This window comes from Paenibacillus sp. J22P218, from assembly GCF_056269195.1.
The window spans coordinates 274,095-295,062 of record NZ_JBWDNL010000002.1; the positions used below are offsets into that span (position 1 = coordinate 274,095).

Here is a 20,968-nt window from a genome sequence, read left to right on the forward strand (position 1 = left end):
AAATCTAAACGTTTAGATTTTTAATGAAAGCGCTAACTCTAGCATTGGCTATGATCCGAGAGGATTGAGCATATAACAAATCAGTTAAAGGGGATGATGGAATGCGTAAGGCAAGTATGGCTTTAACTGCACTTATCTTCATTTTATCAATGGTATTGGCTGGATGCGGTGGCAACAACAATAACAACAAAGGAACGGAGGAAAGCCCGACTTCAGCGCCGGCGGAGACGAATAAAGCAACCGACGAGGCGCCGCCTTCGGCAGAGCCGACGAAGCTGACGTTATGGACCTTCGTTCAGCAGCATGCAGACTTCTACAAATTCATGGCCGATGAATGGAATAAAGCAAATCCCGATCAGACGATCGAATTGGATGCGCAGAACATTCCTTATGACGATATGCATACACGTTTGCTGCTTGCCTTCCAGTCCGGAGAAGGCGCACCGGACTTGGTCGATATCGAGCAAAGCAAATTCCCGAATTTCATGAAAGGCGACGTGCAGCTGGTTGAGCTTAACGACGTCGTCGATCCTGAGATCCCGAACATCGTCAAATCGCGTGTCGACATCTACAGCAAGGACGGCAAATATTACGGCGTTGATATGCACGTAGGCGCGACAGTCATGTACTACAACAAAGAAATTATGGATAAAGCAGGCGTCAATCCAGATGACATTAAACTGTGGAGCGACGTTGAAACGTACGGCAAAACAGTCGCCCAAAAAACAGGCGTACCGTTCATCACGTTCGAGGGCGCCGGCAACTGGTCATGGTGGCCAGCCATCAACCAATTGAAGTCCGATCAAGTGGGACCAAATGGAGAAATCACGGTTGACGACCCGCGCAATATTCAAGCGATGACGTACTTTAAGAAGCTGGTCGACGAGAAGATTGCTGCTATATCACCAGGCGTCGGACATGATACGCCGGAATACAAAGCGTTCATGAACGCAGGCGGCGCAGCAGCCGTATTCATGCCATTCTGGTTCATGAACCGGTTCACCGACGAAATGCCGGATCTGAAGGGTAAAATGATCATTCGTCCAATGCCTGCTTGGGAAGAAGGCGGCAATCGTTCTGCCGGTATGGGCGGAACAGGCTTGTCGATTACGAAGCAGTCGAAAGCGTTGGATATTTCCAAAAAGTTTTTGGCATACGCCAAGCTGTCGAAGGAAGGCAATATTCAAGTATGGAAGCAGCTCGGAATGGACCCGATCCGCACGGAAGTTTGGAACGATCCGGCGATGGCGGAACCGAACAAATTCACGGATTATTTCGGTACGGATATCTTCGCTACGTTGAATGAGGTTAAGGACGAGATCTATCCGGTTAACATCCGTGAAACGTCCCCGAAAGTGTTCGACGCGGTTCGCAACGAGATCGTTCCGAAGATCTTCCAATTCGGCGAAGATCCTGAGACGGTAATCACCAAAGCAGCGGAAGCGCTGCGCAAAGAAACGGGTCAATAAGAACAACCATTAACAAGGCCGCCGGCAAAGCTGTTCACAATAGCCGTGCCCAGCAACGCCGGCGGCCGATTTATTTTTACAGCAGATTGCTTAGGGGTGAGACGTACATGAATGCCGACAATCGAGTCTCCTATAGGCGGAAGGACAGTGCGAAGGCTAGCAGGTTCAACGGTCAGAAGCTGGCTCCTTATCTTTTTATTTTGCCTTTTCTATTATCTTTTGTCATTTTCTTCTCCTACCCGCTCGTGAGTGCCGTCATCATGAGCTTCCAACGGGTGCTGCCCGGAGATGTCGCCTTTATTGGACTGGACAATTACAAACGGCTATTCAATCCTGATTTCTACAAAGCGTTGTGGAACAGCACTCGCTATACGTTCTGGACGCTGATCGTACTCGTCCCGTTGCCGCTGCTGCTCGCGGTTCTGCTTAACGCAAAGGTGATGCGTGCCCGCAACTTATTCAGGGCAAGCTTGTTTATTCCCGCATTGACTTCGATCGTTGTTGCGGGCATCATCTTCCGGCTCATCTTCAGCGAGCTGGATGGAGCTATTATGAATTCCTTCATTAAGCTGTTCGGCTTTGACAGTCAGAAATGGCTGCTGAGTTCATCGCTCAGCATGTTTGCTCTCGTCGTGCTTGCGACATGGCGTTGGGCGGGGATTAACATTTTATACTTTCTATCGGCGCTGCAAAGCATTCCAAGAGAGCTGTATGAATCGGCAGATATCGACGGAGCGGGTACGCTGGGCAAGTTTTTCAAAATTACGGTTCCGTTATTAAAGCCAATATCCATTTATGTGTTCACGATATCGATATACGGCGGCTACGCGATGTTTACCGAAAGCTTTATGCTGTGGGGGAGCAGAGGATCACCGCAAAATATCGGCCTTACGATGGTGGGCTACATTTATCAGCAGGGCTTCCAATATTTCGATCTGGGCTTCGGCTCGACAATCGGCATCACGCTTCTGGTGATAACGCTGCTGGTCAGCATGCTGCAGTTGAACGTGCTCGGATTTTTCAAGAAGGAGGACTAACATGACAGGAGCGAAGCGGGTCGGGATTATTCCCTCCTTATTGTTGATTGTGTTGTTCACGGTGCTGGCCATTATCGCGCTGTTTCCATTATTCGCACTGTTTCTGGCGTCAGTGAAGCCGGCTTCGGAGCTCTTCCGTTTCGGTCTCAATGTACGGCTGGATTTTGATGTCATGACTTTGGCTAACTATAAGGCCATCTTCGCAGGCAAGGGCGGTTCGCAGAACTTTTTCGACTGGTATAGAAACAGCTTAATCATTACCGCTGTTTTCACGGTTATATGCTTGTTCTTGTCCTCCATGGTCGGTTATGGGCTTGCTATGTACAAATTCAAGGGCAGGACGTTCGTCTTTACGCTCGTGTTAGCCGTGATGATGATTCCGATGGAAATTATTATTTTGCCGCTATATAAGCTATCTATTGATTTACTGATTATTGATTCGATATGGGGCGTCATATTACCCTTTGTTGTCGCTCCGCTTCCGATCTTCTTCTTCCGTCAGTTCGCATCGGGATTGCCGAAGGACTTCATGGATGCAGGGCGAATCGACGGTTGCTCGGAAATGGGTATCTTCTTGCGGATCATGGTACCGCTGCTTCTGCCCGCTTACGGGGCGATGACGATTTTGCAGGCGCTGTCCAGCTGGAACAACTTCCTATGGCCTGTCATCGTGCTGCGAACGACCGAGAAGTTTACACTGCCGATCGGCCTGGCCGGCCTGCTGTCGCCGACGAGCAACAACTATGAAGTTCTTCTAGCAGGCGCCATTCTAACCATATTACCTATTCTTTTGCTATTCCTATTCTTTCAGCGATTCTTTATTGAAGGCTTAACGGTAGGCGGCGTGAAGGGATAACGATAGAGAGAAAAGGAGAGATCGCCACTATGAAAGCGCAGCATTCAGATCCGGTTCAACCGGGCGTACGCAAAGTAACGATACAGGACAGCTTCTGGTCCGACTATATACAGCTTGTTCGAAGCGTGGTTGTGCCCTATCAATGGGAGGTATTGAATGATCGCGTCGCGGAGGCGGAGCCCAGCCATGCGATCCGGAATTTCAAGATCGCCGCAGGCTTGGAGAAGGGCGAGTTCTATGGAATGGTGTTCCAAGACAGTGATGTGGCGAAGTGGCTGGAGGCTGTAGCCTATTTGTTGGAAAGTGAACCTGATTCGGAATTGGAGTCTCTAGCGGATGCCGTCGTTGAGCTGATCGTACGGGCACAGCAGCCTGACGGCTACGTCAATACCTACTTTACGATAAAAGAAAAGGACCAACGCTGGAGCAACCTGGCCGAATGCCATGAGCTCTACTGCGCGGGCCATCTCATAGAAGCAGCCGTCGCGTATTCGAATGCGACGGGCAAACGGGCGATCCTCGACGTGGCTTGCAGGTTCGCCGATTATATTGGCAACGTGTTCGGAGACGAGCCCGGCAAGCTGAACGGATATGACGGCCATCAGGAAATCGAGCTAGCGCTCGTCAAGCTCTATCATGCAACGGGACGGCAGTCTTACTTGGAGCTTAGCCGGTACTTTCTCAATCAGCGCGGGGCGAAGCCGAATTTCTATAACGAGCAATGGGAAGAGCGCGGCCGGACGGTTCACTTTCCGCAGCTGCAAATGTCTCACGATCTGGAATACAGCCAATCCCATCTTCCGGTCAAGGAGCAAGAGCATGCGGTCGGTCATGCCGTACGTCTCGTCTATATGTGCACGGCAATGGCCGATATCGCGGCGGAGACCGGCGACGAAGAACTGCTTGCCGCCTGCAAAAGGCTGTGGGCGAGCATCGTTGCGAAGCGCATGTATTTAACGGGAGCGATCGGCTCTATGGCGCATGGCGAGTCGTTTACGCAGGATTACGATTTGCCGAGCGATACCGCTTACGCCGAGACATGCGCGTCTATCGGACTCATTTTCTTCGCGCAGCGGATGCTGCAAATCGAGCCGAGCAGCGAATACGCGAACGTGATGGAACGGGCGCTGTACAACACGGTCGTCAGCGGGATGTCCAGGGACGGCAAGCAGTTTTTTTATGTGAATCCGCTTGAAGTGTATCCGCCCGTACTTGGCAAAAACAAAAATTACGATCATGTGCAGCCGCGAAGACAAGGGTGGTTCGGCTGTGCTTGTTGTCCGCCTAATATCGCAAGACTGCTGGCCTCGCTCGGCCAATACGTCTACACCGTCAAGGATGAGACGATCTATACGCATTTATACATCGGCGGTATGGCGCAATTCGAGCTAGGCCCTTGCGCTGTGACGCTGGAGCAACGCTCCGACTATGCATGGGATGGAGCAGCATCGTTTCACATTACGGTGCCGCGTGCAACGGCATTCACGCTCGCGCTGCGCATCCCGGATTGGAGCGGGGGAATTAAGCATCTGCGGGTGAACGGCTCCGAATACCTCTATGACGCGAAGGAAATAGAGAAAGGTTATATTCGATTGAACCGATTATGGAGTATCGGCGATACGGTCGAAGTCTCGTTCGAAATGCCCGTTCTCCGCATGCAAGGTCATCCGCTCATCCGTCAGACGGCAGGTAAGGTGGCGCTGCAGCGCGGGCCGTTCGTCTATTGTCTGGAAGAAGCGGATAACGGCGGGCAGCTCTATCAATTATCGTTGCCGGTAACGAGCGAACCTGCTGTTTACTTCGAAGAAGGGCTGTTAGGCGGCATGCAGGTCATTAAGGCACAGGGCGAACGGCGCAGTTCGACGCCGTGGCAGGAAGAGCTCTATCGTCCGGACGCGCAATGGTTGCAGGAGAAGACCGAGTTGACCTTTATCCCTTATTACGCCTGGGCGAACAGAGAGCCTGGCGAGATGACCGTATGGACGAATCATTCCGCTAATTGATACGTCACCATGAATAACGACACCCCCTATTTCCGGCAGCAGGCAATCGACATGCTTAAGCTCTGAGAGGTAGGGGGTTTTTTGTAAGCCCAAAAAAGTCATGAGAGGGGGTGATACGGTCAGCCATTGTCATTAGGAGGAGGTGACGTGTACGGCATTGCGCATGCAATCGCCAGATGGAAACGATATCCAGACACCATGATGTGGACAAATGCTGCACAAAAAATCCGATATACAGGAGGCTCTATTTATGTGGAATCAAGCCTTGCCCTTTCACCGGAGATGGATGTTACTTGCAGCGTCATTTTTTGTAACCGCTTCATTTATCGTTATTTATCCTCAAATTGCTTCTGCCTACACGCTAACCGACAGCAACTTCAATATTACGACGGGAACGCATGGCGAGATTAACTCCTTAAGACTCGTCGGCGACACATTCAACACCCAATACGTCATGAATCCGACCGTAACGCCGAACCAGAATACGGCAGACCACCAATGGCTGGGCGAGCTAATTTTCAAATACCGCCTCGGCACGGGAGCCTGGCAAACCGCGATGACCCAAAGCTCCGCCGATGCCAGAACGCAGACCCAAAGCGGCAATACGGCGACCATTACGTATCAAAATTCAACAAACGCGAACGGAATCAAAAACTTCAAGCTCGTCAATAAGTACTCTCTCGTTAGCGACTATTTCCTATGGGAATTCGAAATGACGAACACGAGCACGCAAACGATCGAATTCGGCGATGTTGGACTACCGCTTCCGTTTAACGAATTCTGGACGGGCGGAAGCAACGAGCAAATCTACGAATCGAGGGTACTGACGCATTCCTTCGTGGGCAATAACAGCTCCTACATTACGGTCGGACGTCCAAGCGGTATCGGTCCTTCGCTGCTCATGGTGCCTGATGCCAGCACGGGCGCGGGATTCGAGTATCAGGATCGCTGGAGAGTCGAAGAACATCCGGGCAGCATGTGGGCCATGGATCAAGGCGGCTGGATCGAAGGGCTGAACGTGTTCTATATCCACTCCAATGTCATCAAGAGCACGAATCGCGGCTATTTGCCGAATACGAGCCTGACGCTCGCGCCGGGCGCAAGCAAGAAATACGCATTCAAGTTTTTTAAAGTGACCGGCGAGGACCAGGTAAAGGATCGCCTCTACAGCGAAGGCCACATTGACGTGACGGTCGTGCCGGGCATGATGGTGCCTACGGACCAAACGGCGAAGTTCGACCTGCACACGACGAAGACGATTAACTCGATAGTCGCGCAATATCCGTCCGAGACGACAATCACCTCGTTAGGGACGACCGGAACGAATCACAAAATTTATTCCATACAAATGAACAGGCTCGGTCCAAACAATGTAACGGTGAATTATGGCAACGGGGAGAAAACGGTGCTGCAGTTCTACGCGATCGAACCGATCGGCGATGCTCTTCAGCGGCACTCCACGTTTATGGTCAACAGCACGCAGTGGAATGTTCCCGGCGATCTTAGGGATAAAGTGTTCGATGACTGGATGATGAATACGAATTCCAAGCGCAACGTGTTCAATGGCTATTGGGGCTGGGGAGATGACTGGGGTTTGACGCATGGTCAATTCCTCGCCGAGAAAAACGTTCAGACACCTGTAGCTTCCGAGGTTCAGGCCGTCGACGATTACTTAACAGTAGCGATCTGGCAGAACCTGATGGGCGAGCATCAGACCGATTATCTCATTCATGATTTCCTCATGCCCGATCCGAACGACACGCCTACGTATCGCGGTTATGCCTATCCTCATATTTACAATACCTACTTCAGCATGTACAAGATCGCGAAGCTCTACCCGGATCTGATCACATATGACAATCCGCGAAATACGTACCTGCTTCGGGCTTATAACATATTTAACGCTCTATACGGTTCAGGGGTCGCCTACAACTGGAATACAGGGCTTATGGGCGAGCTGACGACTCCGGAAATTATTAAAGCGCTTCAGGATGAAGGCTACACGACGCAAGCGAACAGCATCATTACCAAAATGGCTACCAAATACAACAACTTCGCCAATACGACCTATCCGTACGGCTCCGAATACAACTACGACAACACCGGCGAAGAAGCCGTGTATACCCTCGCCAAGATGAACAACAACACGACAATGAAGAGCAAAATCAATACGAAGACGCGCGCGGCTCGCGGACATATGCCGATCTGGTACTACTACACTTCGCCGGTGACGATTACGGGCGAGAACTGGTGGAACTTTCAGTACACCGTTTCATTGGCCGGTTATGCGATGGACGATTGGATTCGCTTCCACTCCACGACTCCCGAGGTGGAGCAGCGATTGTCCTATGCGGCCAAGATCGCGAACATCGGAGCGATCAATTCGGGTCAGATCAGCTCCGACCCGGCTGATATCGGCGCGGTAGCATGGACTTACCAAGCGGAAAAAGGCAATTACAATGCGCTTGGCCACGGCGGCGGTCCGCTGCAGAACGGCTGGAGAGGCATGTCCGGCGAAGCAGACCTCGGCTTGTTCGGCGCAATCAAGATTCTTAGCTCCGACGTTGCGGTCGATCCGATCTTCGGTCTTTACTGCTACGGCTGCGAAGTAGCGAATACAAGCACAACCTATACGGTCGTGCCGAAGGACGGCGTATTCCAACGCTTGAACCTCATTACCGAGAAATTCGGCATGGAGCTGGAGCGGGACAAATATACGACGGCAACGGTTGCGAAGGCGAAAAATGCGGTTAATTTCACTCTGAAGAGCTCGACGCCGGGCACAGCCCACACGACAAAAGTGACTTTCAGAGGGCTGGCTGCGGGCAGCTACAATATTCTGGTAAATAACGTTGCCGTCGGCTCCGTCAATGCGGCCAACAACGTCAATGCGACGATTACCCTGAATATCGGCACTGCGGCAACGTACAACATTTCGCTGCAGCAAGGCACGCCGCTTCCGAATACGGCACCGGTTGTAGATGCCGGAGCGAATGGCACCTTTACGCTTCCGTCAACGGTTGCTCTTGCCGGAACGGCGAGTGACGATGGATTGCCGAGCGGCACGGTCGCAACGACTTGGACGCTGGTCAGCGGGCCTGGAACGGCTGCCATCGCGAACAGCGCGGCATTGAATACAACGGCTACCGTAACGGCCGCGGGAACGTATGTCTTCCAACTAAGCGCAAGCGATGGAAGCTTGTCGGCTAACGACACCGTTACGCATACGGTCAATCCGGCTGCTCCGGTGCCGGAGATCATTGCAAGCTACGCCTTTAATGAAACGAGCGGCACCTCGGCCAGCGACTCTTCCGGCAACGGCAAGCATGCGACGTTAACCGGCGGAACAGCATGGTCGGCGGGAAAGACGGCTAACGGGCTTGAATTGAACGGCAGCAACGCTTATGCCAGTCTGCCGGCAGGGATCGTCAGCAGCCTAAACGATTTCACGATTGCGACATGGGTGAAGGTGGACACCTTGAGCGATTGGTCGCGCATCTTCGACTTTGGTACGGGGACAACCAATTATATGTTCCTAGCGCCTAGAGCAGGCGGATCGGGACTGCGATTCGGCATCACGACAGGCGGGAACGGATCGGAGCAGCAGCTTAACGCGCCTGCTTTGCCGACTGGAGTCTGGAAGCATGTTGCGGTTACACTCACAGGCACGACAGGACGTCTGTATGTTGACGGAGCGCTTGCCGCAACGAATACGGGCATGACCTTGAAGCCTTCAAGTCTTGGCAGCACGACCGCGAACTATATTGGCAAATCGCAGTTTTCAGATCCATATTTGGACGGTATGGTCGACGACTTCAAAATTTACAGCCGTGCGCTCAGCGGTACGGAGATCAGCACCTTATTCAGCGGATCGCCTTCAGCCGCCGATATTGCCCCGCTTGGAGTCGCTACGACCTCCTTTGTATCGACTTGGGAAAGTCTTGCCGGTTTGAATGACGGCTATGCGCCGACAAGTTCGGCAGACCGCGGACATCCGGTATACGGCAACTGGAACAATCCGAATACGACGCAGTGGGTGCAATACGATTTCTCGCAAAATTACACGATATCCGGCATTCAAGTCTATTGGTTCGACGACAATGGGGGGATCGACCTGCCGGCATCGTATACGATCCAATACTGGGACGGTACGGCTTGGGTGAACGTCTCAAGCCCGTCGGGGCTTGGCGTTCTTGCGGACCAGTACAACGCAACGACGTTCACGCCGGTATCGACGAACAAGATCCGGATCAACGTAACGGCGAAAGCGACGACGTCGACGGGCATTTCATCTTGGAAAGTATTAGGGTATTAAAGTGAAAGAGGGGCTTTCCCGAGGGGTCAGATTGTCGACCTCTACGGAAAGCCCTTTTTTTCGATTAACCTTTATTGGATCCGGACGTCAGCCCATCGACAAAGTAGCGCTGCAAGTACATGAACAGCAGCGTGATCGGAATCGCGATAAGCACGGCCCCAGCCGCGAACAGCGTAAAATAGGCGTTTTGGTATGAATTGACCATATCGTACAGCCCGACGGCAACCGTCCATTTTTCCTTGGACCGCAGCACGAGGCTGGCGAATATAAAGTCTACCCACGCGCCGGTAAAGGCGGTCAATGCGACGAATACCAGCATCGGCTTGGACAGCGGCAGCATAATGCTCGTGAACACCCGCAGATTGCTTGCGCCGTCGATGCGGGCAGCTTCCTCGATGCCTTTCGGCAGCGTATCGAAGAAACCTTTGGCCACGAACAGATTGAAGATGACCGATCCGAACGAATAGACGATGACCAGCGCCGTATGGGTATTCAGCAGACCTACCTGCATAAGCAGAATATAAACGGCTACCATGCTCATAAATCCAGGGAACATGCCGAGGATGAGCATCAAGGTTAAGGAGGCTTTCCTGAACGGGAAACGGAATCTAGACAAAGCATAAGCAGAGACCGTGACGAGAAGCGTGCTGAAGATCATGCTGAACACGGCCACTTTGAAAGTGTTGAAATACCAGGTTGCGAACATCAGGCTCTCGGAATGGAACAATTCCGCATAATGGCCAAGCGTCAAGCTTTTCGGAATAAACGTTTCGCTGTAGAGCGATTTGCCGGGCTTGAAGGAGGAGATGACGACCCACGCGGCGGGATACAAGCTCCAGCAGACGACGGCGAGCAGAAAAGCATAGCTGGCGCATACGCGTATTTTGGTCGCTGCTTTCATGCTCATTGAATCATCTCCTCATCCTTGAACGATTTCGTTTGTCTATAGTTCCATATGGAAAAGCCGGCGATGATGATGAACAAAATGATGCCGATCGCCGAAGCGATATTGTAAATGTTGTTGTTAAGAGTTAGCTTGTATAGCCAAGTGATCAACAGATCGGTATGACCCGCGTATTGGTACTGCGGATTCGACGGACCGCCGTTCGTAAGCAAATAAATGACGTTGAAGTTGTTGAAATTGCCCGCGGTTTGGATGATCATAATCGGCGCGATCGCGAACAGCAGAATCGGGAACGTCACGATTTTTCCTTGCTGCCAGCGTCCGGCGCCTTCGACCTTCGCGGCTTCGTACAAATCGGCCGGAATCGTCGACAGAACGCTGCTGACGAGAAGGAAGGACAACGGCATCCCGATCCATATGTTAACGATGATGACCGTGAGCTTAGCCCAATAGGGATCGGTCAGCCAAGACAGCTGTCCCAACCCGAAGTAAGACAGATACTGGTTAATGGGGCCGAACTTGCCGTTGAACATCATTTTCATCGCCAGCAAAGAGATCATTTGGGGAATGGCGTACGGTATGATGACAGCCGTTCTCCATGCCCCCTTCAGTCGAATTTCCTTCTGCGAAAGGACGAGCGCGACGATCAAGCCGCTTGTGAACGTCGTTACGGTCGCGACCGCAGCCCATATTACCGTCCAGCCAAGCACGCCGACGAACGTACTGCTCCAGCTTTTCAACCGAAAGAGCTGCACGAACGAGTCGAACCCGATCCAATCCACTAGATTGCCCGGCGGAATATGGTGCGGCGAGGAATAGTTGGTGAAAGCGAGCAGAATCATGAACACGATCGGCAATATCGTAATGAATAGAATGCCCGCTGCCGGAACGAACAGCAGCAGCTGCGCGAACTTGAAGTCGTGAATAAACGTTAGCGTTTGCCTGAAGCCGGACGGGGAACGTCCGTTATCGCGTAGACGACCGGTACGATAAGCGTCCCTAATCGAGCTGGCGTATAGGAACAGGGCCAGCATGAAAAGAAAGAGCACGATCAAGCTTTCGATCATTAAGTTAATCGAATGGTCGCCGGGGATATGCTGCGATTTGCCGTTGACCTCGACGAGGCGGGATGGGGCTTCCCCGAGCGTGGAGATTCCCCAGACCGCATGCCCCAAGGTGCTGCCGAAGTAAGTTGCCGCCGCCGCGCTTACGGCGACGAGCAACATTCCTTTTATCCATTGCCGGTTGTACAATTGCCCGATGCCTGGTGTCAGTGCCGAGAGGAGGGCTGCGGCCAGCCGATGTTTGCTGTTCGGTTGCATGTTAGAATGGAGCCTCCGGCGATTGTTCCGGCTGCTGGGCGTTAAGCGCAATGGCATCTTTGATTTGCTTCACGGCCCGGTCCAGCGTTTGCTTGATGTCCTTGCCCTCCCAAATCTCGACCATGGCAGCATCCATCGGAACCCAAACGCCGCTAACCTCGGGAACGGACGGGGCCGGGTGCGAGCCGCTGAACTGCTTGTAAAATGCGCTCGTTATTTCGTCGGCTTGAATAACGGGGTTGCCAGCAGCTTCCTTGTGCGTAGGAACGGCACCCGTAAGCTCATAATTAAGCAGTTGAGCCGATTGGGTGGAAGCGAATCTCGCGAATAGTTTGGCTGCGTTCGGGTATTTGCTATAAGCGCTTACATACCACGAGTTGACTTGGGAAAGCGTAACGGATTCGTTGCCCGCGATTGCCGGAATCGGAGCAACGCCGAAGTTGACGCCAGCTTGCCGGAACGTATCGATAAACCAGGAGCCGGTAACGTTCATCGCTACGCTGCCTTCGCTGAACAACGTTGTTTTGATATCGCTGGCGATATCGCCTGCCGTTACGGGAAGCACCTCCTTGCGCAGCGACGCGAACGTTTCCATGCCTTTTATGGCGCCGTCGTTGTTAAGACCGATATCTCCCGCGTCGGTGCCGTTTTTGCCGAATATATAGCCGCCGGTAGAGCCGATGAACGGGTAGCTGAAGTAGAAGAAGGGCGCATCGAACATGAACGCGTATTTATTTTTCGCGGTGTCGTTGAACGTTTTGGCATACTCGATTACCTCTTCCATCGTAGCCGGAGGTTCGCTAATCAAGTCCTTGTTATAGAACATCGCGTAAGTCATGACCTTAATGGGATAGCCGTACAGCTTATTCTTATAGGATGCGGTCGCGATCGCGACTTCCTCGTGCTCGGCTTTCGTTACCGCTTCGAATTCGTCGTTAGGCAAAATAAGTCCGGCGCTCGCCGCTTTGCCAAGATGATCCTGCGAGGTCGTAATGACGTCGGCGGCCAGGCCGGCCGGGCCATCCAACTCGAACTTGCCGATCTGATCCATGGTGCCGAGCTCCTGCATCGTCACTTCCACGCCGTAAATTTCCGTGAATTGTTTCATAATCGCTTCGACGAACGGCCTTGCTTCTTTGCTCTCCCAGACTAACAGTTTCGCGCCGGGTTCGGGCGTCAGCTCCGTATCCAGCTTCTCGAATTTCAGATCGAACTGGCCTTGCGGCGCATCGTTATTGGATTTCGAGCGTTCCTGCCCGGTTTGATTGGAGCATGCGGCAGTAAGGACGAGAGATAACGACAAGCTGCAAAGCGCGAGCCTTGCTCCCGTGCGGGCCGATAGATTCCTCTTCATGGTCATTCCTCCGATTGTTTTTGTCTTATAGGGTATTTCCTTGAACCCAGCCTTTGACTTCGTACCGGATCTTCAGATTTTCATTCGCAATGAATTTGCGCTTCGGCAATTCGGCGCCTCCGGCATCCGTCTCCTGCAGCCCCGAATAATCGCAGATACGGAATGAATATCCCGTGCCTCTAGGAAGGGAGAAGCGTCTTCTATAGATTTGACGGCCCGTTCTCTGGAGCTCAACCCCGGCATGAATCTTGGCGCCATGTGGAGTGTCCGCCGGTACGACGACCTTAAGCTCCACTGTTACTTGCTCAGGCAGCTCGTCTATTACCGCTAGGAGATGCTCGCTCTTTAGGCCGAATCGGCGGTACTCCACGTGATAACGGCCTGTTTTGGCAGCGAGAATGGTTCCCTGGGGAGTAATTCGGACACCTTCTCTCGGTATGACGCTGAATGCTGCATGAAGATCGACGATATTTAAACCGCTTTCATATTGAACGATCGGATACAGACAGCTCTTTGCCCCGCTGAGGGCAGCAAGCTCGTCGCCAATCAATAGGACGGCCGCGGGGGCGCCTTTGTCGCCGAAGAAACCAATCAAAGGGCCGTGGACGCTTGATTCCCATGCAGCTTCGTTATGCTCTGCGGTCGGCTCGTAACAGAAGTGCAAGTCGTCCCCCGAACGGTATCCGAGCTGGATGAAATGTTCCGCCATGCTTCTTACATGGGCAGCCAGCACGGTCATCCCTTCCATGCCGCCGACATCGATCCAAAGCTTAAGCGGCTGTTTCTTCTCGAATCGCAGCGCGATGGGGCTATGCTGCATCTTCTCTTCGTCGTATTGGGCGAAATAAGGAGAGAGCATGGCCAGCATGCCGAACACGTCGGGACGGCGAAAGCCGATATGATACGTGACGAGTCCTCCTCTGGACGAGCCCATGAGCGCCGTATGCCGGCTTTCCCGTTTCGTCCGGTACGTACGGTCGATATAGGGCTTTAACTCCTCGACCAAGAAACGTTCATACAATTCGCCGCAGCATGGATAGTCCAGCTCGGCGGCGAACGGTCCGTTGTGGGCAAATTCGCTGTTTCTGGCAACACCCATGTTGGATACCGCGACGACGACCAGCTTCTCGATACGCCGCTCGGAAATCAATTGGTCGCATATAACGTGAAGATTCCACGTCTGCCCGTTGAACGCTTTGGCAAATACGTTCTGTCCGTCGTGCACGTACATAACCGGATACGATGCGTCCGGTTCCTGGTCGTAGCCCGGGGGCAAATAAACGAAAACATCTCTATCGTTGTTTAAGCAAACGGAATGGAAGGAGGTGATCGTCTCTATTCGAGAATGTACGTTCATCATTATTGCTCCTTTCCTATGTTGACGGGGTTTAAGTCTATCCAGTTATTGACGGTATAGCTGACTTTTTTGTCGGCGTCCGCTACGAGCCGTCTATACGGAATCGGCCTGAACTCCTCATCGACTTCTTCTTTCTCGTACCCCCTCGTGATGAGGAAGTCGAAAACCAGATTTCGCGGCAACCGGATCGTCCCTCCGTATAAGCCCTTCTCAAGCTTGGGGATTCCGAAGGTTGCATAGATTTCCGCGTCTTCCGGCGTGGAAGGCGGTACGCGAACTTCCAACTCAATCGTTACGGTTTCCGATAATTGTTCCGTCACGGTATATGGCTTGGATGTTTGTAAGCCCTCGTACTCGTATACGACCGTCGCGCTCCCCGGTTGTTTGGGCAGCAGCCGCCCATTGGGAGCAACGTCCATGATTTGAGGCTGCAACGAGCGATAGCGGCCGGACAAGTCGCTGAACCGCAGCCCGCTACCCAGCGTAACCACCGCATTGGCATAGGTAGTCGGGCCGGCAATGCCAACAAGATCAGGACCCTCAAGCGCCACGCTTGCGGCAACGCTTTTGCCGCCGAAGAAATGAAGCAGCGGCATATGCGCCCTGCGGCCCCAATCCCATTCGGAATGGGCGGCTTCCTTGTCTTGGAAGTAATAAAGCTCCTCGCCCTGCTTCCAGCCCTCGTTCAGCATAGCCTCGGCTGCCGCCTGAACATGGGCAGGCATGAAAAAACCTTCCGCGCCGCCGATATCCAACCATAATTTCTGACCTTCGTTGTACGGATACAACCGATATTGCGGATTTTCCTTCAGCGTACTCGGTTCAACTTGAATGAAGAAAGGGGACAGGATGCCGAGCAGGCCGAATACGTTCGGATTGCGCAGGCCGATATTGTAAGTCGCGATACCGGCTGCGGAAGATCCCATCAGCGCGGTATGGGCAGCGTCGGTTAACGTTCGGAAACGGCCGTCTATCATTGGCTTGAGTTCTTCCACCAGAAAGTGCTCGTATTGCTTCCCAGTGCAGCGAATCGGATAGGCGCAAAGATCATGGAAATATTCGCTTGTTCCATCTTCGAATTTATGCTCGACGGCAACGATGATGATCGGCCGGATCAAGCCGTCGGCGATCAAGCGATCAGCAATCCGGTGCATCGCCCAGGATTCGCCGGATTGCTTCCGCGGCTCGAACACATGCTGTCCGACGTGCATGTACAGCACGGGATAACGGGCGTCCGCCTTTTCTTCATATCCGGCGGGCAAATAGACGTAAATTTCTCTTTCATTGCCTAGACGGGAAGCACGGATCCCCGGAAGAACAATCAATTGCGACGTTTGAACGGAATTAGACATGCGTTACGTCCTTTCAATTGCGATTATAGCGTGATTTGATAGTAACTTAACCGGTTAAGTTAAGCTTAGTATAGGGGAAGCCCAATTGACTGTCAACTGCTCGAATTGACATTTTTCCAATGCGGGATTTATGATTAGCTGAGCTTATAATTCGGATAAGGCGGTTCTAATACGATGAAAAAAACGACGTTGAGGGACGTTGCCAAAGAAGCGGGCGTCTCTGTCGCTACGGTCAGTTACGTTCTTAACAATGTAAGCAAGCAAACGATTCCCGAAGAAACGAGACAGAGGGTATTTCAAGCCGCAAGCAAGTTGAAGTACGTTCAGAACCTGACGGCCAAGGCGCTATCGCTCGGCAAAACGAACGTCCTCGGCGTCCTCATCGTCAGTCCTAACGATGCCATCGTTCCGAAGACGGTCAGCTACGGGGCATATCTCGACCGGCTGGAGCGGAGATGCAGGGAGAAAGGTTACCATCTGCTTGTATCGCAGCTCGATCCGTCTGAGCCGAGCCTCGATATAATCGCGGAGAGAAAGCTGGACGGCGTGTTTTTAATCGATGCCGTCGCGCATTCTTTTCATGCGATCTCCAACCATCTTCAATACGGGTCGCCTTTGGTGCTCGTCGATGGCCGGATCAACGACCCTTTGTTTCGCGAAGTGATGCCGGATCTGCAAGGGATATCGGTGATTCTGAATAATCGAATGCTTCCCGGGGAGCCCTTAGCCCTCATACATGAGCAGCTTTCGAATGTACCCTATGAACAGTCGCTCCGTGACGCATTCAGGCTGGATGATTCAAGTTTGCTCTTGGCAACGAGCGAGGAGGAAGTGTTGCGGTCCTTTATCGAGCGGCATTCGGACAAGTCTCTTGTCGTATTCAACGAATTCGTCGCGTTGCGGGCGTTGCGCTATCGCAGCCCTGACAGCATCGTCGTCGTCTGCACGTCCGAGTGCCCGGAACTTCTGCCGGCGAAGATGAGGAAGCTTGTTCCGCGGCGCTCCAAGGCAGACGCCAGCTTCGACTTGATGAGCGAGCTGCTGGTCTCTCCGTTCGGCTCGTCTTTGGAAGGGCGAATCGAGTACCGGGCGGAAGGTTTTGAATCATAATGGAAAAGGTTGCAAACTATCCCCAGCTGATGAGCTCGTCGGCAGGGGATTTTTTTGTGAAAAATTCATAAAAGCAATCCGCCGAATCAGTTACATGGAAAAAGCACTGCGGTTATGCCAGACTTGTCAGATTATGTGACAAGTCTGACATAACCGCAGTTTTTTTTGAAATATAGAGGTTTCACTTTGTTTGGACGATTACTGCAGTAAATCGAATTCTGCTCACATTGTTGGGTGAAATGCCCCGGTCTATACTTAGCTTACATTCCAAACAAGCCAACACAGGAGGCACAAAATGACAACCGTTCCGCAGCAATCAACCGCGCATCAACGTAAGTTCTGGAGGTATATGATCCGGCATCGTGCTTTCTACATCATGCTGTTTCCGGGACTCGCCTTTTTTCTGCTTTTCAAATATTTCCCGCTGATGGGGAGCTTCATCGCCTTCCAAGACTACAATATTTTCAAAGGTTACGGGGGCAGCGAGTGGGTAGGGCTTAAGTGGTTCCATCAGTTCGTTACGTATCCGAACTTCGGCCGCTTGATGAAAAACACGCTCATTATCAGCTTATACCAGGTCATATTCGCATTTCCGCTTCCGATTCTGCTAGCCGTTATGCTGAATGAAGTCCGCCACATGTTTTATAAGCGATTCGTCCAAACGCTTCTGTATTTGCCGCATTTCTTGTCTTGGACGATCGTATTCGGACTCACTTATATGCTGCTCTCGCCGACGAACGGCTTAGTCAATCAGTTCCTTCATTCCCAGACGGGAGAGACGATTGCCTTCCTGCAGCAGCCCGAATATTTCCGCTCGATCATTATTACGTCGGGTATTTGGAAGGAGATGGGATGGAATGCCATCATCTTCATAGCAGCTCTAGCCGGCATTAATCCTTCCTTATATGAAGCAGCCAAGATGGACGGCGCCAGCAGATGGAAGCAATTCCTTCATATTTCGCTGCCGGGTCTGCTTCCAGCCATTATGATTCTGCTGCTGCTCAAGCTCGGACATATTATGGATTCGGGATTCGAACAAATCTATCAATTCCTTAATCCGGCAACGTTCGAGACAGGAGACGTGCTTGATACTTATACGTACCGGGTCGGAATTTTGCAAGGGCAATACAGCATTACAACGGCAATCGGATTGTTCAAGTCCGTCATCGGATTCATCTTCCTCGCTGTAGCGAACCGGATTAGCAGATGGACAACAGGTGAAGGTATTTACTAGGAGGCCTAACATGAGAATCAGAAGATCAACAGGGGAAATCGTTTTCGATGCGTTCAACTATGTATTACTTGCCGTATTTTGCTTGGCTATCGCGATACCGCTCCTACATGTGGTAGCGGGCTCATTAAGCTCCAATGAAGCGATAACGCATTCGGAAGTAAAGCTGTGGCCCGTCGGACTGAATGTGGAGAACTATAAGTTCGTGATCCAAAATAGCGTGTTCTGGAAATCGTTCGGCGTTACCGTTGTTATCGTACTTGTCGGCACGGCAATTAATATGGTGATGACGCTGATCACCTCGTATCCGCTGTCCAAGACATGGCTTGGCGGACGCAAGTACATATTGCTCTTCATTATTTTCACGATGATATTCCAAGCGCCGATGGTACCGATGTACCTGCTGATTAAGGATCTTAACATGCTGAACAGCATTTGGGCATTGATCGTTCCGAGCGCGTTAAGCGCTTTTAATATGATGCTTTGCATCACCTTCATCAGGTCGATACCGGAGGAGCTGTTCGAAGCCGCGAGAGTGGACGGCATGTCCGAATATCGCATTCTATGGCGGATCGTAACGCCGCTGTCGATGCCAATAAATGTGACTTTAATTTTGTTCTACGCTGTAGGACACTGGAATAATTACCTGGGTCCACTGCTCTACATTACCGATCGGGAGAAGCAGCCCCTGCAGCTGTACTTGTACAAGCTTATCTCTCAATTCGATATGGATTCTGCGGGAGGCCAGTCCGTCACGGAGCTGTCGTCGGCGATTACGCCGCAAGGGCTGCAAATGGCTACGATCGTCGTGGCGACGATTCCGATTATCGTCATCTACCCGTTCCTGCAGAAGCATTTCATCAAAGGCGCTTTGCTCGGCTCGGTGAAAGAGTAGCGATAGACGTACATCACGCCCAGGAGGTGATGCTTGCTAAACGTGCGATGCACAGCCATATTTAAGAATGACACTATTAGGGAGGGTCAACCAAAGTGAAACAATCGAATAAGAGAAAACTACTGGCATTAGGCATCACCGCATTAACCTTGATCGCGTCTGCATGCGGTAATGCGAACAATACCGGCACTAATACGGGAGCTACTGCTTCCCCGAAATCATCGCCTGCGGCGAATGCGACGGATGCTCCGTCACAAGCGGCCGATCCGGCTAAGATCAGCATCTTCGTATCAAACCATGCCCGTCAAATTCCGCCAGGCAAGTCGATGGATCTGCCGACGGTTAAATATCTTGCAGAGAAGACGAACACGAATCTCGACATTACGTTCCTGCCGCATGAAAATTACATGGAACAGCTGCGCCTTAAGTTCGCTTCCGGCGACCTTCCTGACGTACATATGGTATGGGGCATCGAGAACTCGGAGCTCGTCACCAACGACCTTGCTCTCGATCTTAAGCCGTATCTTGAGAAATACGGACAAAACCTATTGAAAAATACGCCGCAATCCGCATGGGATGCCGTAACCCTTAACGGTAAAATCTTGGCCATTCCGCAAGTTGCTCAAGGCAATGCGCCGGCAGAACGCGTCATCTTCGTCCGCAAGGATTGGATGGATAAGCTCGGTCTGCAAGCGCCTAAGACATCCGATGAATTCCTCGACATGCTAAGAGCGTTCCGGGACAAAGATCCAAACGGCAATGGCAAGCAGGACGAGATTCCGTTCTCCAGCCGCGAGAAGTTCGAATGGGCCGACAACATCTTCGGCATGTACGGCGTCAATCTCGATTCGAACACGCTGATTAATGGCGAAGTGATGCCAGGCTTCGTAACGCCGAACATGAAGCAAGCGCTTGGCATGCTGCGGACCATGTATGAGGAAAAGCTGATTGATGCCGAGTTCTTGACGAATACAAGAGCGGTTTGGGATCAGAAGATTAAGTCCGACCTTGTCGGTTCTTGGAACCACGTTGTTTTCGGGGTATGGGAGCCATGGCAGAAGGAGCTTAATACCTTGCTAGCGGACAAAAATCCGAACGTTGTCGCCATTCCTACGCCGCACGGCGTCGGTTATGACGGAGAAGTCGGCCGCGTAGAGAAGTCGGTGCTGAAAACGTTCGTTGTGAACAAGGACGCGAAAAATCCGGAAGCGATTGTAAGCATGTTCGATTGGTTGATCTCTGAAGAGGGGCAATTGTTCTCCGATCTCGGGATCGAAGGCCAGACGTTCACGAAAGAAGGCACGGAGCTCAAGTACGTGGGCGACAAGGCAGATGCCGACCTCCTTTGGAGACAAGATATTTTCACGATGCACGGATTTAATGAAGAAGCGCAGAAGGTCAAGATCAATAATGAAGAAGCGTTTAACAAGCTGATCGAAACGATCGGAATTTCCCGTAATGAAGGCATCACGAATCCTACAGCGGGCATGCCGCCATCCGAGGCGCTTACGAAAAACGCCGAGCTATCCTACAAAGGCGGATTGTTCCAAGAAGCTGCAGCCAAAATCATTATCGGCGAGAAACCGCTCGATTATTTCGACGAGTTCGTAGCCAGCTGGAAGAAGCAAGGCGGCGATGCTGCCATCAAAGAAATGACGGACTGGTATAACGCTAACCGTAAATAAATAACAAGCGGAACTCCCTCTTCCAATGCCGATACCGATCAGCAGGTCGGCTTTGGAAGAGGGGGATGTTTGACGCTT

The 20,968-nt window shown here is 51.9% G+C and carries 14 protein-coding genes; 9 read left to right on the forward strand and 5 right to left on the reverse strand.

Translation table 11 applies throughout. From position 1 onward, the window contains the following. Positions 1-101 precede the first annotated feature (101 nt). The 5 genes from AC0YN0_RS10095 to AC0YN0_RS10115 all read left to right on the forward strand — a co-directional run bounded on the left by AC0YN0_RS10095 (position 102) and on the right by AC0YN0_RS10115 (position 9,680). Positions 102-1,469 carry an ABC transporter substrate-binding protein gene (locus AC0YN0_RS10095; RefSeq protein WP_475821164.1) on the forward strand — a complete coding sequence of 456 codons (1,368 nt, stop codon included), beginning with the start codon at positions 102-104 and terminating at the stop codon, positions 1,467-1,469. Between the two features lie 107 nt (positions 1,470-1,576). Beyond that, complete coding sequence (locus tag AC0YN0_RS10100; protein ID WP_475821165.1) at positions 1,577-2,506, forward strand: carbohydrate ABC transporter permease; 930 nt, start codon at positions 1,577-1,579, stop codon at positions 2,504-2,506. A 1-nt stretch (position 2,507) separates the two neighbouring features. Beyond that, on the forward strand, positions 2,508-3,362 hold the full coding sequence (locus tag AC0YN0_RS10105; protein ID WP_475821166.1) for a carbohydrate ABC transporter permease: 855 nt from the start codon (positions 2,508-2,510) through the stop codon (positions 3,360-3,362). Between the two features lie 29 nt (positions 3,363-3,391). Then, positions 3,392-5,365, forward strand: coding sequence for a glycoside hydrolase family 127 protein (locus AC0YN0_RS10110; RefSeq protein ID WP_475821167.1), 1,974 nt, complete (start codon positions 3,392-3,394; stop codon positions 5,363-5,365). Positions 5,366-5,615: 250 nt separating this feature from the next. Next, positions 5,616-9,680: a DUF5695 domain-containing protein gene (locus AC0YN0_RS10115; RefSeq protein WP_475821168.1), complete on the forward strand. Its 4,065-nt coding sequence runs from the start codon at positions 5,616-5,618 to the stop codon at positions 9,678-9,680. A gap of 64 nt (positions 9,681-9,744) precedes the next feature. On the opposite strand, the gene AC0YN0_RS10120 is transcribed toward AC0YN0_RS10115, so the two are convergent. Genes AC0YN0_RS10120 through AC0YN0_RS10140 form a run of 5 tightly spaced genes read right to left on the reverse strand, consistent with a single transcriptional unit; the run spans position 9,745 to position 15,969 of the window. Then, complete coding sequence (locus AC0YN0_RS10120) at positions 9,745-10,587, reverse strand: sugar ABC transporter permease (protein ID WP_337099196.1); 843 nt, start codon at positions 10,585-10,587, stop codon at positions 9,745-9,747. After that, on the reverse strand, positions 10,584-11,906 hold the full coding sequence (locus tag AC0YN0_RS10125) for a carbohydrate ABC transporter permease (protein ID WP_475821169.1): 1,323 nt from the start codon (positions 11,904-11,906) through the stop codon (positions 10,584-10,586). Before AC0YN0_RS10125 ends, AC0YN0_RS10120 begins: the two co-directional genes overlap by 4 nt. Before the next feature lies 1 nt (position 11,907). Next, positions 11,908-13,260, reverse strand: a complete 1,353-nt coding sequence (locus AC0YN0_RS10130; RefSeq protein ID WP_475821170.1) for a sugar ABC transporter substrate-binding protein — start codon at positions 13,258-13,260, stop codon at positions 11,908-11,910. A 25-nt stretch (positions 13,261-13,285) separates the two neighbouring features. Beyond that, positions 13,286-14,617 carry an alpha/beta hydrolase gene (locus AC0YN0_RS10135; RefSeq protein WP_475821171.1) on the reverse strand — a complete coding sequence of 444 codons (1,332 nt, stop codon included), beginning with the start codon at positions 14,615-14,617 and terminating at the stop codon, positions 13,286-13,288. Between the two features lie 2 nt (positions 14,618-14,619). Next, entirely contained in the window at positions 14,620-15,969 is a 1,350-nt protein-coding gene (locus AC0YN0_RS10140; RefSeq protein WP_475821172.1) for an alpha/beta hydrolase, read from the reverse strand. Between the two features lie 174 nt (positions 15,970-16,143). Between AC0YN0_RS10140 and AC0YN0_RS10145 the strand changes: the two genes are divergently transcribed. From AC0YN0_RS10145 to AC0YN0_RS10160, 4 genes are all read left to right on the forward strand, one after another. Further along, complete coding sequence (locus tag AC0YN0_RS10145) at positions 16,144-17,079, forward strand: LacI family DNA-binding transcriptional regulator (protein ID WP_475821173.1); 936 nt, start codon at positions 16,144-16,146, stop codon at positions 17,077-17,079. A gap of 295 nt (positions 17,080-17,374) precedes the next feature. Beyond that, positions 17,375-18,313: an ABC transporter permease gene (locus AC0YN0_RS10150; protein WP_475821174.1), complete on the forward strand. Its 939-nt coding sequence runs from the start codon at positions 17,375-17,377 to the stop codon at positions 18,311-18,313. 10 nt (positions 18,314-18,323) lie between these two features. After that, a complete protein-coding gene (locus AC0YN0_RS10155) occupies positions 18,324-19,205 on the forward strand; it encodes a carbohydrate ABC transporter permease (RefSeq protein WP_475821175.1) in 882 nt (293 codons plus the stop codon). Positions 19,206-19,300: 95 nt separating this feature from the next. Then, complete coding sequence (locus AC0YN0_RS10160; RefSeq protein WP_475821176.1) at positions 19,301-20,890, forward strand: extracellular solute-binding protein; 1,590 nt, start codon at positions 19,301-19,303, stop codon at positions 20,888-20,890. Positions 20,891-20,968 lie beyond the last annotated feature (78 nt).

Excerpts from the sequence above, each read along its gene's own strand:
- AC0YN0_RS10095 (WP_475821164.1), top strand. The coding sequence starts at position 102 with ATGCGTAAGGCAAGTATGGCTTTAACTGCACTTATCTTCATTTTATCA.
- AC0YN0_RS10100 (WP_475821165.1), top strand. The coding sequence starts at position 1,577 with ATGAATGCCGACAATCGAGTCTCCTATAGGCGGAAGGACAGTGCGAAG.
- AC0YN0_RS10105 (WP_475821166.1), top strand. The coding sequence starts at position 2,508 with ATGACAGGAGCGAAGCGGGTCGGGATTATTCCCTCCTTATTGTTGATT.
- AC0YN0_RS10110 (WP_475821167.1), top strand. The coding sequence starts at position 3,392 with ATGAAAGCGCAGCATTCAGATCCGGTTCAACCGGGCGTACGCAAAGTA.
- AC0YN0_RS10115 (WP_475821168.1), top strand. The coding sequence starts at position 5,616 with ATGTGGAATCAAGCCTTGCCCTTTCACCGGAGATGGATGTTACTTGCA.
- AC0YN0_RS10120 (WP_337099196.1), bottom strand. The coding sequence starts at position 10,587 with ATGAGCATGAAAGCAGCGACCAAAATACGCGTATGCGCCAGCTATGCT.
- AC0YN0_RS10125 (WP_475821169.1), bottom strand. The coding sequence starts at position 11,906 with ATGCAACCGAACAGCAAACATCGGCTGGCCGCAGCCCTCCTCTCGGCA.
- AC0YN0_RS10130 (WP_475821170.1), bottom strand. The coding sequence starts at position 13,260 with ATGAAGAGGAATCTATCGGCCCGCACGGGAGCAAGGCTCGCGCTTTGC.
- AC0YN0_RS10135 (WP_475821171.1), bottom strand. The coding sequence starts at position 14,617 with ATGAACGTACATTCTCGAATAGAGACGATCACCTCCTTCCATTCCGTT.
- AC0YN0_RS10140 (WP_475821172.1), bottom strand. The coding sequence starts at position 15,969 with ATGTCTAATTCCGTTCAAACGTCGCAATTGATTGTTCTTCCGGGGATC.
- AC0YN0_RS10145 (WP_475821173.1), top strand. The coding sequence starts at position 16,144 with ATGAAAAAAACGACGTTGAGGGACGTTGCCAAAGAAGCGGGCGTCTCT.
- AC0YN0_RS10150 (WP_475821174.1), top strand. The coding sequence starts at position 17,375 with ATGACAACCGTTCCGCAGCAATCAACCGCGCATCAACGTAAGTTCTGG.
- AC0YN0_RS10155 (WP_475821175.1), top strand. The coding sequence starts at position 18,324 with ATGAGAATCAGAAGATCAACAGGGGAAATCGTTTTCGATGCGTTCAAC.